Source organism: Flagellimonas spongiicola, from assembly GCF_023502425.1.
In the GTDB taxonomy this organism is placed as follows: domain Bacteria; phylum Bacteroidota; class Bacteroidia; order Flavobacteriales; family Flavobacteriaceae; genus Flagellimonas; species Flagellimonas spongiicola.
In genome coordinates this window covers 369,878-384,940 of sequence record NZ_JAMFMA010000001.1, presented here as the reverse complement: position 1 = coordinate 384,940, position 15,063 = coordinate 369,878, and the positions used below count along the sequence as shown (strand labels likewise).

General features: G+C 39.7%; 15 protein-coding genes. 4 read left to right on the top strand and 11 right to left on the bottom strand.

Features of this window, described 5'->3' with window-relative positions:
• Positions 1 to 86: 86 nt before the first annotated feature.
• From M3P19_RS01885 to M3P19_RS01870, 4 genes are all read right to left on the bottom strand, one after another.
• On the bottom strand, positions 87 to 512 hold the full coding sequence (locus M3P19_RS01885; RefSeq protein ID WP_249655921.1) for an Hsp20/alpha crystallin family protein: 426 nt from the start codon (positions 510 to 512) through the stop codon (positions 87 to 89).
• Positions 513 to 628: 116 nt separating this feature from the next.
• On the bottom strand, positions 629 to 1,030 hold the full coding sequence (locus M3P19_RS01880; protein WP_249655920.1) for a TerB family tellurite resistance protein: 402 nt from the start codon (positions 1,028 to 1,030) through the stop codon (positions 629 to 631).
• A gap of 173 nt (positions 1,031 to 1,203) precedes the next feature.
• Positions 1,204 to 2,397 (bottom strand): ADP-forming succinate--CoA ligase subunit beta, encoded by a 1,194-nt coding sequence (gene sucC, locus M3P19_RS01875; RefSeq protein ID WP_249655919.1) that lies wholly within the window; start codon positions 2,395 to 2,397, stop codon positions 1,204 to 1,206.
• 175 nt (positions 2,398 to 2,572) lie between these two features.
• Positions 2,573 to 3,211 (bottom strand): LON peptidase substrate-binding domain-containing protein, encoded by a 639-nt coding sequence (locus M3P19_RS01870; RefSeq protein WP_249655918.1) that lies wholly within the window; start codon positions 3,209 to 3,211, stop codon positions 2,573 to 2,575.
• Positions 3,212 to 3,375: 164 nt separating this feature from the next.
• Here M3P19_RS01870 and lysA point away from each other — a divergent pair, with 164 nt between their 5' ends.
• From lysA to M3P19_RS01855, 3 genes are all read left to right on the top strand, one after another.
• Positions 3,376 to 4,614 carry a diaminopimelate decarboxylase gene (lysA, locus tag M3P19_RS01865; protein ID WP_249655917.1) on the top strand — a complete coding sequence of 413 codons (1,239 nt, stop codon included), beginning with the start codon at positions 3,376 to 3,378 and terminating at the stop codon, positions 4,612 to 4,614.
• Position 4,615: 1 nt separating this feature from the next.
• Positions 4,616 to 5,029 (top strand): DUF3995 domain-containing protein, encoded by a 414-nt coding sequence (locus tag M3P19_RS01860; protein WP_249655916.1) that lies wholly within the window; start codon positions 4,616 to 4,618, stop codon positions 5,027 to 5,029.
• A gap of 70 nt (positions 5,030 to 5,099) precedes the next feature.
• Positions 5,100 to 5,627, top strand: coding sequence for a thioredoxin family protein (locus M3P19_RS01855; protein WP_249655915.1), 528 nt, complete (start codon positions 5,100 to 5,102; stop codon positions 5,625 to 5,627).
• A 14-nt stretch (positions 5,628 to 5,641) separates the two neighbouring features.
• On the opposite strand, the gene guaB is transcribed toward M3P19_RS01855, so the two are convergent.
• Complete coding sequence (gene guaB / locus M3P19_RS01850; RefSeq protein WP_249655914.1) at positions 5,642 to 7,114, bottom strand: IMP dehydrogenase; 1,473 nt, start codon at positions 7,112 to 7,114, stop codon at positions 5,642 to 5,644.
• Positions 7,115 to 7,257: 143 nt separating this feature from the next.
• Between guaB and M3P19_RS01845 the strand changes: the two genes are divergently transcribed.
• Complete coding sequence (locus tag M3P19_RS01845; RefSeq protein ID WP_249655913.1) at positions 7,258 to 7,608, top strand: DUF6686 family protein; 351 nt, start codon at positions 7,258 to 7,260, stop codon at positions 7,606 to 7,608.
• Between the two features lie 34 nt (positions 7,609 to 7,642).
• Here M3P19_RS01845 and M3P19_RS01840 read toward each other — a convergent pair whose 3' ends face one another.
• The 6 genes from M3P19_RS01840 to M3P19_RS01815 form a co-directional block, all read right to left on the bottom strand.
• Positions 7,643 to 8,137 carry a hypothetical protein gene (locus M3P19_RS01840; RefSeq protein ID WP_249655912.1) on the bottom strand — a complete coding sequence of 165 codons (495 nt, stop codon included), beginning with the start codon at positions 8,135 to 8,137 and terminating at the stop codon, positions 7,643 to 7,645.
• Between the two features lie 2 nt (positions 8,138 to 8,139).
• Entirely contained in the window at positions 8,140 to 8,604 is a 465-nt protein-coding gene (locus M3P19_RS01835) for a heme-binding domain-containing protein (protein ID WP_249655911.1), read from the bottom strand.
• A gap of 10 nt (positions 8,605 to 8,614) precedes the next feature.
• On the bottom strand, positions 8,615 to 11,089 hold the full coding sequence (locus tag M3P19_RS01830; RefSeq protein WP_249655910.1) for a TonB-dependent receptor domain-containing protein: 2,475 nt from the start codon (positions 11,087 to 11,089) through the stop codon (positions 8,615 to 8,617).
• Positions 11,070 to 12,437 (bottom strand): HTTM domain-containing protein, encoded by a 1,368-nt coding sequence (locus M3P19_RS01825; RefSeq protein WP_249655909.1) that lies wholly within the window; start codon positions 12,435 to 12,437, stop codon positions 11,070 to 11,072. Before M3P19_RS01825 ends, M3P19_RS01830 begins: the two co-directional genes overlap by 20 nt.
• Positions 12,437 to 13,597: an imelysin family protein gene (locus M3P19_RS01820; RefSeq protein ID WP_249655908.1), complete on the bottom strand. Its 1,161-nt coding sequence runs from the start codon at positions 13,595 to 13,597 to the stop codon at positions 12,437 to 12,439. Before M3P19_RS01820 ends, M3P19_RS01825 begins: the two co-directional genes overlap by 1 nt.
• Before the next feature lie 118 nt (positions 13,598 to 13,715).
• Positions 13,716 to 15,005, bottom strand: a complete 1,290-nt coding sequence (locus M3P19_RS01815; RefSeq protein ID WP_249655907.1) for a DUF4856 domain-containing protein — start codon at positions 15,003 to 15,005, stop codon at positions 13,716 to 13,718.
• Between the last annotated feature and the right edge of the window lie 58 nt (positions 15,006 to 15,063).

Here is a 15,063-nt window from a genome sequence, read left to right as displayed (position 1 = left end):
AGTATGTAGAAGCGCGCCATCAAACTAACCAACTAAACCAACCATCATGAAACACCTTAGTCGGTGTTCAAGATTGTCAATGTCCTTTACCCAATGGAAATCATCCGCTTTGGAGCAGGTAAAGCCTCTTCCTTTTTAGGTAAGCTTATCCTTAAAATTCCATCTTCATATTTCGCATCTATCTTGGAACCATCAACGGTTTCTGGCAAAGTAAATGCTCTTTGAAATGCGGAATAGGTGAATTCCTTACGGGTGTATTTATCGTTTTGTTCTTTGCTTTCTGTCTTAGCCTCATTCGAAATGGTAAGAATATCGTTGTCAACCTCAATTTTAAAATCCTCCTTCTTACCTCCTGGCACAGCCAGTTCCAGTTCAAATCCTTCTGTGTTATCTTTAATATTAACGGCAGGTAGGTTGTTATTCCAATTTTCAGTTCCGCCAAACCAATCCGGTCTTAATAAGTCGTTCATTAAGGTTGGGAAAAACAGATTATTTCTTTTTACTATACTCATGGTGATTCAATTTTAATTTAATACTGCAAATCACGATGGTATAGTCAAATGCCGTACCATAGCTGAAATAGTGTCATTTTGGCATTTTATTAACAAAAAATACTGTCAATATGTCGCTAATTATAATGCGCTTTGAAGATATTAATCAAGACATCAACAGGAACAACCTTATCCGGATATTTATGCATCACCTCTAATACCTGACTGATGGCAGATGGCGGCAATCCCATAGCTAGACCAATATTGTGTAATGTCCTAATCTCTTTTTTATGTTGCTCTTGGTCAATATTCATCAATAAAAGCAACCTATGAAATTGAACGATTCGCTCACCCTGGGATTTGAGTATGACCTTGGAAGACTTCTCATTTAGCAATCCATCAAAAGTATCCTTGTCCACACCAAGATTGGTAGCTACACCCAGCAAAAACTGGTACTCGGAATCTTTTAACGCATGATCCACCCTGGCAAAGGCAATCATTTCGGTAAGAATACTAAGCTTTTCTTGGTACGTTCCCATGCTTCTTAAAAAAGGTCGGTTTACTTATATAGAACTCAACTGATGGACCTTTTAGTGCCTAAGGAGTTGGATTTAACGCTATTAAAAGCGATTTTAACGTTGCAACCTAATCATCATAAACGAAAAAAGGCATCGAAAAATCGATGCCTATTGTATTTTAAATCTTAGGTATATTATCCTAAGACTTCTTTTACTTTATCTGCAGCTTCTTGGAATTGCACTGCTGAATGCACGGCCAATCCAGAGTTATCAATAATCTCTTTAGCCAATTCTGCATTGGTCCCTTGTAACCTTACGATAATTGGAACTTTTATGGCATCGCCCATATTCTTATAGGCGTCCACTACTCCTTGGGCAACGCGGTCACAACGCACGATACCTCCAAAGATATTTATCAAGATCGCTTTAACATTAGGATCTTTCAAAATGATTCTAAAGGCTTCCTCAACCCTCTTGGCATCTGCGGTACCTCCTACATCCAAAAAGTTAGCAGGTTCTCCTCCTGCCATCTTGATCAAATCCATTGTAGCCATGGCCAAACCGGCACCATTTACCATACAGCCGACATTTCCATCCAAATCAACATAGTTCAGACCTACTTCTCGAGCTTCAACCTCTATTGGGTTTTCTTCACGAAGGTCACGCATTTCAGCGTAAGTTTTTCTGCGGTACAAAGCGTTATCATCAATGGAAACTTTTGCATCAACAGCCATAATCTTATCATCCGAAGTCTTCAAAACCGGATTGATTTCAAAAAGACTTGCATCGCTTTCCTGATAAGCCTTGTATAAAGCCGACACAAACTTGGTCATATCCTTGAAAGCCGCACCAGACAAACCTAGATTAAACGCAATTTTACGCGCTTGAAAAGGCATAAGACCCACTGCAGGGTCTATTTCCTCAGTAAATATCAAATGTGGGGTTTTCTCTGCTACTTCTTCAATATCCATTCCTCCTTCAGTGGAGTACATGATCATATTGCGTCCCGTACCTCTATTTAGAAGTACAGACATGTAAAACTCATTGGTTTCGCTATCCCCTGGATAGTAGACATCTTCTGCGATTAAGACTTGGTGTACTTTTTTACCCTCTGCGGAAGTCTGCGGTGTTATCAGATTCATCCCAATGATACTTCCTGCCAACTCTTCTACTTCTTTCAAGTTCTTGGCCAGTTTAACACCGCCTCCTTTTCCTCGTCCTCCTGCATGTACTTGAGCCTTGATAACATGCCAACCAGTACCCGTTTCTTGGGTGAGTTGTTTTGCTGCATCAACAGCCTCCTTGGCGTTACGGGCTACGATTCCCTTTTGGATCCTAACTCCGAAACTGGCTAAAATTTCTTTCCCTTGATATTCGTGAAGATTCATCTTTGAATTGACTTTAATTTGCGGACAAAAATAAACAACCGTGACGACAAATTGAAGGTGAAAAAGAATTATTCGCCCTTAATTGATTCGGTTTGATGCGAATTCAAGGATTTCCGTTCGAATGATTTTATGTATTGGCGTTCCGAAACTTGCCCGAAGCAAGTAGGGCTGACTTTTAACCCTTGAAGTTTTTAAAATCCAAAGGGTCAAAATTTTTGAAATGCCCGTTCATTTCAATAAGCGTCTTAGTGCGATTTATTTCTTCCAAGACCGTGATAGTCGTACTCAAATGATTTTTGATAAAGTTCAACCGATCGGTTTCCTTGGAAATTTGAAGTAACTCGTATTCCTGTTCAAAAGAAAGCCCCATTTTATGAGCTAGGGAAAAACTATTGAACTGTTTTCGTGGGATTTTATTAAATGGAACTTCCATTAAATCATATAACCGTTCCAATTTCTCCAATACTTCTTGGCGCAAATTGTCATTTGCATCATACTGTACATCTAAAAATTCGACCTCACCCCCAGCATACAGTTTCCCATCCAATTGTTGTTCAAAACTTAATACCTGGAATACTTGTCGTGCTACACAAACCACATCCATTTCCCCACTATCATAGGTCGTCACCACTTCAACTAGCTGTACTTCTGTTCCAAAGGCAATGGAGTTATTGATGAAAACAGGAATACCAAAAGTCACAGCTTCTTGTCTGCAATCATTGATCAATTGCTTGTAACGCTCTTCAAAAATGTGCAGAGGTACTGTTTCACCCGGAAAAAATACCGACTGCAATGGAAAAAGGGGTAATTTCATGCTGCGAATTTGTATTAAATGTACAATGTGATTGGAAAAGCCACAAGTAGTATTTTTCAATGATTGTTATTTTTACAACATATTGTTATATAATTTTTAATTGAAACGATATTCTTGTATAGCTATAGGGCAAGAATTAGATTTGTTTCAAAGACTGATTAAAAATGAATACCCAGAATCTACTTAAAATAGCAAAGCAGTTTGGAGCACCGATTTATGTTTACGATGCTGAAACAATCGCTTCTCAATACACAAGGTTAACGAATGCCTTTAAAGGTGTTGGCAGTTTACGCCTGAATTATGCAGCAAAAGCCCTTTCCAATATTTCCATTCTTCGATTGATGAACCAATTGGGCAGTGGATTGGATACTGTTTCCATACAAGAGGTAAAATTGGGATTGATGGCTGGTTTTAAGCCAGAATCCATAATTTTCACCCCAAACGGAGTATCCTTAGAGGAAATTGAGGAAGCTTCCGCACTTGGTGTTCAAATCAATATTGACAACCTTTCCATATTGGAACAATTTGGAAGTAAGCACCCTGATGTACCCGTCTGTATTCGGATTAACCCGCATGTTATGGCAGGTGGCAATTCCAAGATATCCGTAGGTCACATCGATTCTAAATTTGGGATTAGCATACATCAAATCCCGCATCTGCTAAGGATTGTTGATCTGACAAAAATGAACATCAACGGCATACATATGCATACGGGAAGCGATATTTTAGATATTGATGTGTTCTTGTACGCTTCCGAAATACTATTTGATACGGCCAAAAACTTCAAGAACTTAGAATTCATAGATTTTGGAAGTGGATTCAAAGTACCTTACAAAACCGGGGATATTGAGACCAATATTGAAGAATTGGGCAAAAAACTAACTACTCGATTCAATCAATTCTGTGAGGAATATGGCAAAGAACTCACCTTGGCATTTGAACCTGGCAAGTTCCTTGTTAGCCAGGCTGGTCATTTTTTAGCCAAAGTCAATGTGGTAAAGCAGACAACATCCACTGTTTTTGCTAGTGTAGACTCCGGATTCAACCATTTAATACGCCCCATGTTGTATGGTGCTTCGCATGAAATATTAAATATTTCAAATCCGAAAGGAAGGGAGCGTTATTATTCGGTGGTTGGTTATATTTGTGAAACAGATACTTTCGGCAGCAACCGAAGAATCAATGAAATTTCAGAAGGGGATATTTTATGCTTCAAAAGTGCTGGAGCATATTGTTTTACCATGTCCAGCAACTACAATTCCCGGTTTAGACCTGCAGAAATCCTATGGTACAAAGGACAGGCACATCTAATCAGGGAACGTGAAACCTTTGACGACATTCTTAGGAATCAAGTAGACGTAAAAGACCTCTTCATTAAACCTAAACCAGCAGTAGTCAAATAATATGGATGTATTGGCCATAATGTTATCCGTTGTTCTCATATTCTTGGCGGTATTACATTTCTATTGGTCAATATTCGGCATTAAAGATCCTGAAGCGGTTTTACCCACCAACGTCGATACGAGAACCATAAAATCACCCGGAAAATTTGGAGCGGTCATAGTTGGTGTATTTCTTCTCGGTTTTGCTTTTGTGTTCATCAACAAGGTTATTCAATACACTCAAGGAATTTGGCTCGATTATGCTGCTATAGGAATTGGCATTCTTTTTATGGTAAGGGCACTCGGGGATTTCAAATATGTTGGCTTTTTTAAGACGGCCAAAAACAGCAAATTTTCGTTGCTTGATACCCGTTACTACTCCCCCCTATGTCTATTGATGGGCTTATTGATATTGCTCTTGGAACTACTAGGTTAACACTAATTTGGCATAATTTTCGTTAGTTTTGTTAGGGATGGAAGACCAATCCCAATAAAATTAAGGAACGATGCGTGCAGATATTACCTACTTAACAAGATTACCCCTACTTGTATTGCTGTTTGTTGGATTACAATCCCAAGCCCAGACTGTTGAATGGATGAGCTGGGAAGAAGCTGTTCAACTATCACAAACAGATGCGCAACCCAAGAAATTATTCATCGATATCTACACAGACTGGTGCGGATGGTGCAAAAAGATGGACAAGGACACTTTTCAAAATCCAGAAGTGGCTGCTTATATGCAGCAAAACTTTTATATGGTAAAAATGGATGCCGAAGGGAAGGACCCTATTGAATATAAAGGCAACACCTTTAAATATGTTCCTTCTGGAAGAAGAGGGTATCACGAATTAGCAGCTGCCCTCCTACAAGGAAAACTAAGCTATCCTACTGTTGTGTTCTTGGATGAAAATCTAAATATGCTCTCTCCTGTTCCAGGATATCAAAAAGCAAAGCCATTTCTTGAAATAGCGCGCTATTTTGGTGATGACCACTACAAGGATAAAGACTGGCAAGCTTATACCAGCAGCAAATAATCGAGATTTAAATTCTACCGACTGTAATTCGGACTTTCCTTTGTGATTGTTACATCATGAGGGTGACTCTCATTGATGCCACTGAAGGTAATCTTTACAAATCGTCCAGTATCCTTCAAAGTATCAATATCCTTTGCTCCGCAATAACCCATTCCGGCTCGTAAACCACCAATAAATTGATGCATACTTTCATATAGATCTCCTTTATAAGGAACACGGCCTACAATTCCTTCCGGAACCAGTTTTTTGATATCGTCTTCAACATCTTGAAAATATCGGTCCTTGCTTCCTTCCTTCATGGCTTCTACGGATCCCATTCCACGATACGATTTGAATTTACGCCCCTCATAGATAATGGTTTCGCCTGGGGATTCTTTGGTACCTGCCAATAGTGAACCTAGCATCACCGTATCAGCGCCCGCTGCGATTGCTTTTGGAATATCTCCAGTATAACGTATACCACCATCTGCAATTACAGGAACCCCACTACCCTTTATGGCAGCTGCTACTTCCAAAACTGCTGAAAATTGTGGGAATCCAACACCAGCAACGACCCTTGTGGTACAAATAGACCCTGGTCCGATTCCAACCTTTACAGCATCTGCACCTGCCTCAACAAGATATTTAGCCGCTTCACCGGTCGCAATGTTTCCAACAATCACATCCAATTTTGGATAAGCCTTCTTTACCTCCTTCAAGATTCCGACCACACCTTTGGTGTGACCATGCGCTGTATCTATAACAATGGCATCTACTCCAGCTTCCACCAATGCTCCAGCCCTATCCACGGCGTCTGGAGTAACTCCTATGGCCGCTGCTACGCGCAAACGACCGTATTCATCCTTATTGGAAATAGGCTTAAGTGTAAGTTTGGTTATATCCCTAAACGTTATCAATCCAACTAAGCCATTAGAATCGTTGACGACTGGAAGTTTTTCGATTTTGTTTTCTTGGAGAATGACTTCGGCTTCTTCTAAAGAAGTCCCCTCAGCCACTGTAACCAAATTCTCTGAGGTCATTACCTCTGAAATTGGACGGTCGTTATTTTTTTCGAAGCGCAAATCACGGTTGGTCACTATTCCCAACAACTTTTTCTGCTCATCCACAATTGGAATACCACCAATGCTATGCTCCTTCATATTGGCTTTGGCATCTTGCACCGTAGAATTCAATGGTAAGGTCACAGGATCCATGATCATGCCGCTTTCCGCACGTTTTACCTTGCGTACTTTTATGGCCTGTTGCTCAATGGTCATGTTCTTATGCAACACTCCTATTCCGCCTTCCTGCGCCATTGCAATCGCCATACGCGATTCTGTGACCGTATCCATAGCAGCAGATACAATCGGCACATTTATAGAAATATTTCGGGTGAATTTGGTCTGAATGTTTACTTCTCTAGGTAGGACTTCAGAATAACCTGGCACAAGGAGAACATCATCATAGGTTAAACCTTCTCCAACAATTTTATTTAGGTGGGCTTCCATTGCAATTACGGATTAATTGCGTGCAAATATACCACAATTAATTTCAACCTAATTACCTCTGGAATTTGATTAACATTTTTACCAAAATACTTATTTAGAATTATTATAAATAATGTATTTTTATACCATTAAATCATTCAGCTATGTGCCCATCAATCAAAGTACTTAACCAAAGTAAGAATGGAATCCTAACTTTCTGCAACCACAATAAACTGTTTCAATTGGTATTCAACAATCTTTGCTTTGAATTTTACGAATGGGAATTAGAAGCTTTTAAAAGGCATTTGTTTGAGCTGAATCTGGACTATTGGGAGAATGCGATGTCTTATGCGCCGACACATAGAAAAATACCCATTTCTGTAGGTAACAAGTGTTTTGTGATTTTAGTCAATCAAGAGGAAATATCCGAGTTACAGCGTTTACTGAAAATCAACAAACAAAATGTACGATTGATAACCTTCAAGGATATCAATTACAGGATGATAGAAAATTGATCTTTAGCTGAACCTTCAAGTTTTGACTGTTCTTTTAACTCCGCTTTGGGAACAGTGATTGATTGATGACCAAAAGAGCGGATATAGTAAATGTCAAAGTCATCAAAATTCCAGAAGCTATAACAACATACTTCATCCAAAGTAAACCCAACCACATCAAATAAATCCCCCCGAAGGTAAACACCGAGGAGAAAAAGGGTTCAATAGTCAAAAACAACTTCCATTTTTTCGGAAAGCGTGTAATCCAGACCAATCCGCCTAACAGAAAAAATATAAAGGACATGCTAAGGATATGGGTATGCACAATAGTAAGCATTTCACGATCTCCTTTTTTGAATTTCATTACCTCAGCCATCTCATCCTCTTCATTGCCCAGGTAATTTTCCTCAATACCAGCTGAAGTTGTGGCATCTGTATGTTTAATAAAGAGTAACCCGGTTGCAAAGCCCACGGATAATACAACTACAAATGCAACTATGAACAAGCGTATTTCTCTGGGAAAAGTGGCTAACCGGCCATTGTAATCCATTACTAACCGCCCATTTTATCCTTGTAAGCCATGCGCACTTGCTTACCCCATTCCATCAATTTCTCTTTTTCATCTGGAGTGAGATTGCCATGAATCCATGTATAAGATGATTCCGGCATTTTATCTTCCTCTACTTCTTCCACCAGCTCTTCCATTTTATGTTCTTTCTTCTCCAAATCGTAGGTGGCCCATTCCGAAACATTGAAATGTTCTTTGCCTTCCTCAATATGGCCATCCAGCCAATATGATATAGGTGCCACCTCAGCATACCATGGATATTCGGTATTGTTACTATGGCAGTCATAACATTTATTTTCAAGAATTGCGACTACCTCTTTATTGGGCTGTGTTTCGGTCTCAAACACATCAGTAACATCTTGATCTGATAGGTTTTTATCTGGCCTTATGAACTGCAACACAACCAAAATCACCAATAACGCTAGTAGAATTTTCTTTACAATTTTCATGGACGCTGTTTTAGAGTTTTATTTCCAATGTAGTATAAAATGTTCGTGGTTCCGCGGGAATAATCCCTGGACCCGGATAACCTGTTGCCCTTCTTGTGAAGTAACTATTATCCAGAACATTGTTGATTCCAGCTTCCAATTTAAACTTTTTAAAAGTATAAGACATTGAAAAATCCAAAATATCGTAAGATGGTATGGCACCTTCTATTCCTCGTTGGTTGTCATTGATATCTTGTGGAGCATTAGTCGCATCCGTAAATTGTTTGGATAGATAGGTATATTGGATATTCCCCAATAAATTCCCATATCCAAATCCTAATCCGGTCTTGAGGTTTACCTTAGGGATAAATTCCACTTGGTTACCCTCAACATTGTTTTCTTCTGATGATAGGTATTCTGAATTGGTCAACGCTAAATTGAGAAAATAGTTCAGGCGGACCTTTTCATTCCCAGGCAATAGGAACTCCTTAAGATTCAAATCAGAGAAACTCTCCAAGCCATACATAAATGCCCTACCAATATTACCTCTAAAACGGACGATCCTACCCGTTTCCACAAGTTCTCCTTGGGCATTAAGTCTGGTTTCACTTCGAAGCACTTCACCCAGCCTATCGTCATACAACAAACCGAATGCACTAAAATCATAACTCAATATATCCCCAAATCGACCACGGGCTCCTATGTCCGTGTTGAAACCGTCTTCATCCGAAATGTTCTCATCAACCTGAAATGAAGGATTGATCACACGAATATCATTAAAGGTGACAGATCGGTAGTTTCTGGAAAAATTGGCATAAAATTCAGCGCTTCTTGAGGCTTTGTAAGAAGCTCCTATCCCATAGAGCAAAAATCCTCGTTCAAAAGTCCTGTTATCAGGAATCTCTTCATTTAGCAGTGGATTCCCAGCCAAATCCAAGACAATGTTTCTATAACTTCCTTCGCTTTCGGTTTTTATGTATTCAAAACGAAAACCAGGGGTAATCGAGAATTTATCGGAAACATTGAAGATGTTCTCACCGAAAACAGCAACATTGAGGTTAGGGAAATCAAATTGGGACTGACGCTCATAATTAGGAAAATCAGTTTCCTGAAACTCAAACTCCGGATTACTTGAAATACTTCCCGGTCCCTGTCTTTGGTCATTATCCGATTGGTAATATTTGGCACCCAACAATAATACCGCATCTTTATCCTTGATTTGATAACGGGTTAAAACGCGCCCTTCGGCGCCCCAGTTCTTGAAATTATCCTGTAACAATTCACGGGGTTCATTTGGGTCGTCTGGTTGGGAAACGCGATTCGTCCTAAAACCCAAAGCATTTCTGGTGGCATCAAGAGTGAACAAATTCAAACTAAAATCCGTATGGTTTGAAAACGCATGATCCAAACGTAATGAAAACAACTTCCAGTCCACATTGAACCAGTTACGATCTCTATTGCTAAAGGTTGGGTCCTCAAGAAATTGAGCATCGGTCAGACCTCCGGGTTGTTTGGTCAGGTAATTGAAAAATGTGGTTTCCAGTGTTAACTTGGTCTTACTGGAAAGGTCATATCCAAAGTGACCAAAGAAATTTCTACTGTTGAAATTTGTATTGGGACGAAAACCGTTACCTTGTTTGTAATTGAAGTAGGTATAGTAACTAAAATCGCCAACTGTACCACTTAAACTGTTGAAACTCGTAAATAAGTCAAATGAACCCAATGTCTGTCTGGATACCAATTCCAATTTCTTTGTTGGATTGGGTTTTTTGAACTTAAAGTTGACCAATCCACCAAATTGTGGTCCATATTGCAAAGAAGCAGCACCACGCACCACTTGAATCTGACGGAGTGCTTCGGCAGGAGGTGTATAATAACTTTCGGGATACCCTAAAGCATCGGCACTTATATCATAGCCATTTTGCCTAACATTGAAATTTGCGGTTCTGTTAGGGTCCAATCCTCGTCCTCCAATATTCAATTGAAGACCCGCATCTCCATTTTCATAAATGTTAAGCCCAACTACCTGACCGTATATTTGACGTGAATTATTCGCCGCTAAATTCCCTGTCAAGTTTTCAATGAGAACCACCTCACTCTTTTTTCCGGCATATATGGCGGTTCCTTCCACTTTTTTTAATTGCTGCAAGGCGAATACCTTTTCCCTTTCTTGGGTCAAGATTACCTCGGACAGTTGTTCCCCTAACGGATTCAGTTTAAAATCTTGAACGGTATTACCATTCAGAGTCACGGTTTTTTCCAATACCTGATACCCAAAGGCAAAAACCACAAGGTTATAAGGTCGCAGTTCCAATTGTTCAAATTGGTAGCTACCATCTTCTGAGGTATACTCCAGTTTCTGTAATTCAGTAATATAGACTTCTGCATCTGGCAAACCAATTCCATCACCACCTACAACCTTCCCAGTAAGTTTGGACTGTCCCCAACCAGCACTTGAAAATAATAGTAGCAGTAAAATTGTGCTTTTAAATCCCTTTGATTTCATCCTTAAATGGTAATATCCAGGTTTTGTGTTTAAACGATTCTTTTTCCTTTGTTAAATCCACTGTTGGGTCTATATAAGGTTGACTCAACCTGCCATTCAAAGCCACTTGGCAGTCAACATAGATTGCAATGTTTTTATGCCCATCATTTTCAAAATGGGATTTTAAGTAATGTGCGTATTCTAAAATAAAATCAGGCTGGAAAGACATTTGCTTTTCTTGAAAAGGAGTAAGAAAATCGGAATTGTCAACATAGAACCATTTCCCGCTTACGCTATCCACAATCTTAAATTGCGCGTATCCTGACTTTTCCATAAGCATGACCCGCCATGAAAAGCGATAACCTTCTTCCGTCCAAAACAGTTCACCAGGATATAACAAATAACGCCATGGGAACAGTACTTGGAACGCAAAAAAGACCGACACCAAAACATATTTTAATTTATGTAGGGGTTGATGCGCGAAAGACAAAGCTTTGCCATTGTCAAATACCGATTTATCCGCACGAAGCCATTTCGACATAATGGCTAATATGCGCTGATGCAACGCCGGATCAAAAAATATCAAAGCCGACACAATCATGATGTAGGGAAACATCCCGATTGGAAACAATATTCTAGTGATAATATGAAAGAATAACACTAGGAAAAATCCCAAAAAGCGTGTCCTACTCCATAACAACAAAAAAGGTATGCTCAAATCATATAAGGCGCCACCCCAACTAAATCCAAAGTGAACCCATTCTTTGGTCATCAATTCTCCTATAATTGGAATATCAAATTTTGATGGCAACCATATTTTTAGGGGCATAGCGTCCACCAACCAATCTGAATTCAATTTGGCAATTCCGGCATAGATATAGACCACGGCCAACATTAATTTGATACTATCTATGGTCCATTTAGGTATTCTTTGGAAGCGCAATGCTTTATTGCTTTTCGCATCCATTGAAAAATAGCTGTTTGCTGGAAGAAACAGCATTAAAAACGACAGCGCACTTATAAAGTAGTAATGGTTAAGGTAGGTTGTCTTGTCCATCAATTCGATGTAAGTAAACGATAGAAAGAACAAAAGAATGGATGATCTATACTTGTAACCCAGCGCAATACCAATAGAACTCAAGGCACAAACTAGAAATAAGAGATATGTAATATTTCCCAATGGCCTTACCCATTCAAAACCATAATAGGAAAAATGGAATTCGGGCTCTAGATACAATTTTTCTATCCAGCCATAGGCCCAAAACCGGACAATACTGCCCAACATCATTAACCCGAAAAAAATACGAAAGACCGCCAAAGGGGCGGCCTCCATACTGGTATTCAGGTATTTTTTAAGATTGAATGTCATTAATCCCCATCAGCGTCCACAAAGTCGATACTAATGCTCATAGCAGAAACCATATCCACTTTGAACAATGGCACTACGCGTTGTACCTCATCATATGCCAAAAGCATATTAGTTGGTGGTGTATTGTTTTCAATTTCATCTCTGAATGTTCCCAAGCCATTGACAAGGTCACGTGCCTCATTCATTTGATCATTAATAACTTCTGCTAAATCAGCCCCATCCTTTAGGGTGTTCAAGGCACCCAAATAGGATGCTAAACTTTCCCCTGTGGTTGCAGAAGCAAAGTGTTTTCCATTAAAGAAATCCTGTACCGCGTCCATACCGGTCAGAAACATAGTTTTACTCAATTCTGATTTGTAAAAAACTTCAATGGTATTTGGCGCAGGAGTTCCCGAGAAAACACCTAATGGAATTCCCATCTTCCCTGCTCTAAGAAATTTTTCGTAGTAAAAGATAAAATCGTTGACATAGCGATCTACGGAGGCTGTAGCGGAAGAACCGTCGTTACTCACAAAGGTATTTCTGTAAGAACCTTCCCAATCGCCTACCACAGTATTGGTTAACGCGGTCATATCTGCAAGCAATGCGGTAATAAATGCCATGGTATTATCGGTCTCAGCACCATTGGTCCATAAATCCAATAATGCCGTATCATCTGCTGCAAGGCCGTTCAACAAGTAATCCAAAGCCGGAAAGCCTTTTGAATCCCTGTTTGATGGAAGCGTCAAATCATAGGTGCCAGTTGTGATATGGTCATTTATCAAATCCGTATCCGCTGGGTAGGTATTCATGTTCAGTCTGTATCCTGCTGATTCAGCTGGCCCAATTTCAAACATGGAAACTTTTTGCCAGGTAATGTATGCTACTTCCCATGCTTGTCTAAAAGCTTGCAGATTTATTTCACTTTTATCCGATTCAAATGTTTCAAAAGCAGTTTGCAATGCCGCCAAATCAGTTTGAAAAGCTTGATATGAAGGAATGATGATATTATCCGCCCAGTTCGTAAGCATTGCCCCTCTATCAAAGGTTACAGGAACCTCATCATCGGTGCCCCCTCCCATACCATCATCATCCGTCCCCGGTGTTGGATTAGAGCTGTCCGAAGAACAGGCCCAGATCACTAGAATCGCCACAAATGCGTAATACCATTTCCCTTTCATGAGGTTATTTTTATTTATTCTAATTAAATAGCGCCCAAAGATAACAAAAGAGGTGGGATTGAACCAATACCCACCTCTTTATTATTATGAAAACTTGCTAAATATATTTACTAGGAAACTAGCTGCCAGCCTGCTCCACGGTAAAATCAAATTCATCGGCAATGGCATTGGAAATTTCATCCAAAGTTGCCGGGGTCACATCCCAAAGTCCGTTGGCTCCATCATCCAATAAATCCGCTAAGAAGGCATCAACCTCAGCTTTGGTGAAATATGGGTCATCAGAGTTTGGTTTACGTGTAAATTGTAGGCTATAAATAAATCCATATCCTTCAGACAAATCATGGAAACCACCACCGTAGTCTGGTGTCATTTGGTCCAAGGCATTTTTACCTTGCTGCAAATAATATACTGCACGAACACCGATTACCTTAGATATAAGTTCCCTTAGGATATCCGCCTGCTCATTTCTTACGGTGTAATCTTTGGCTACGATAGCCGCTCTTCCTAATTTCAATGCTTGATAGATATCATCTGCTATACCTGCAAAATCATCATCACCTTCCACTCGGCCTATGTATTTGTTCAAGAAGCTGTCATCATCTCCAATAGTTGGTCTTGGATCTGTTAAATCTTGAGCGGTTCCAAAAGCGTAACCATAGGCTTCATCCCAATCGTGCTCCATATCGGTGTAGTTCTTTCCATCTACCAAGGTCTCATCGTCATTTGCTGACTCAAACTGATCCAAAACATTGTTACTTGTATAGTTGTTCAACATTTGATCTACCATCAATCCCCCGATCAATGATTTATTGAACAATTGGTTCATTTCCAAACCATCACCAGTGACATACCTGGTAGAGGAACCATCTGCCAATTGACCTGCAACACCAGCCGAAGCAGCTTCATTCCATCTTGGGAATACTTCAGCTACTTGGCTATCTATCCAGCCCTCAAAATCAGCACGAATCAAGGCTTGATCTGTTGCATTTCCAGAAAAGAAATCAAATGACGCCGCAGTTTTACCTCGAACATTCTTGTCAGAAGCATTCAACTCGGTATTTTCAAAGTCATTGGCTCCTTCTTCATGTGCAAACATTGCTTTTAATATTACGGCAGTAGTGGTTTCATCCTTCATTTTAGTGATGATTTCCTCTGCCATTAAGATTCGGGTAGTCTGACCACCAAAACTTACTGAACTTTCACTGTTTCTTTCAAATACGTAGGTAGTTGGGTTTTCTATGGAAGTGCCACATGGTTCACAGCTGCCACCACAGTCAACACCTTCTTCATCTCCGTTCATGATTCCGTCACTACAAGTAGCAATAGGATCTACGCTACCATCGTCGTCTGAACAGGCAACAAACAAGGCTGTTGCGAAACCTAATAAAAGCAATCTTTTTGCTAACATCTTTTTTAAAGTTTATTTAGATTAAATGTAAATAAGTTGTTGTGGCAAATATATTATG

What these genes read in the sequence shown, in the direction of transcription:
- guaB (WP_249655914.1), bottom strand. Translation starts at nt 7,114, where the DNA reads ATGGAAGCCCACCTAAATAAAATTGTTGGAGAAGGTTTAACCTATGAT.
- M3P19_RS01880 (WP_249655920.1), bottom strand. Translation starts at nt 1,030, where the DNA reads ATGGGAACGTACCAAGAAAAGCTTAGTATTCTTACCGAAATGATTGCC.
- sucC (WP_249655919.1), bottom strand. Translation starts at nt 2,397, where the DNA reads ATGAATCTTCACGAATATCAAGGGAAAGAAATTTTAGCCAGTTTCGGA.
- M3P19_RS01855 (WP_249655915.1), top strand. Translation starts at nt 5,100, where the DNA reads ATGCGTGCAGATATTACCTACTTAACAAGATTACCCCTACTTGTATTG.
- M3P19_RS01885 (WP_249655921.1), bottom strand. Translation starts at nt 512, where the DNA reads ATGAGTATAGTAAAAAGAAATAATCTGTTTTTCCCAACCTTAATGAAC.
- M3P19_RS01835 (WP_249655911.1), bottom strand. Translation starts at nt 8,604, where the DNA reads ATGAAAATTGTAAAGAAAATTCTACTAGCGTTATTGGTGATTTTGGTT.
- M3P19_RS01825 (WP_249655909.1), bottom strand. Translation starts at nt 12,437, where the DNA reads ATGACATTCAATCTTAAAAAATACCTGAATACCAGTATGGAGGCCGCC.
- M3P19_RS01820 (WP_249655908.1), bottom strand. Translation starts at nt 13,597, where the DNA reads ATGAAAGGGAAATGGTATTACGCATTTGTGGCGATTCTAGTGATCTGG.
- M3P19_RS01845 (WP_249655913.1), top strand. Translation starts at nt 7,258, where the DNA reads ATGTGCCCATCAATCAAAGTACTTAACCAAAGTAAGAATGGAATCCTA.
- lysA (WP_249655917.1), top strand. Translation starts at nt 3,376, where the DNA reads ATGAATACCCAGAATCTACTTAAAATAGCAAAGCAGTTTGGAGCACCG.
- M3P19_RS01860 (WP_249655916.1), top strand. Translation starts at nt 4,616, where the DNA reads ATGGATGTATTGGCCATAATGTTATCCGTTGTTCTCATATTCTTGGCG.
- M3P19_RS01830 (WP_249655910.1), bottom strand. Translation starts at nt 11,089, where the DNA reads ATGAAATCAAAGGGATTTAAAAGCACAATTTTACTGCTACTATTATTT.
- M3P19_RS01815 (WP_249655907.1), bottom strand. Translation starts at nt 15,005, where the DNA reads ATGTTAGCAAAAAGATTGCTTTTATTAGGTTTCGCAACAGCCTTGTTT.
- M3P19_RS01870 (WP_249655918.1), bottom strand. Translation starts at nt 3,211, where the DNA reads ATGAAATTACCCCTTTTTCCATTGCAGTCGGTATTTTTTCCGGGTGAA.
- M3P19_RS01840 (WP_249655912.1), bottom strand. Translation starts at nt 8,137, where the DNA reads ATGGATTACAATGGCCGGTTAGCCACTTTTCCCAGAGAAATACGCTTG.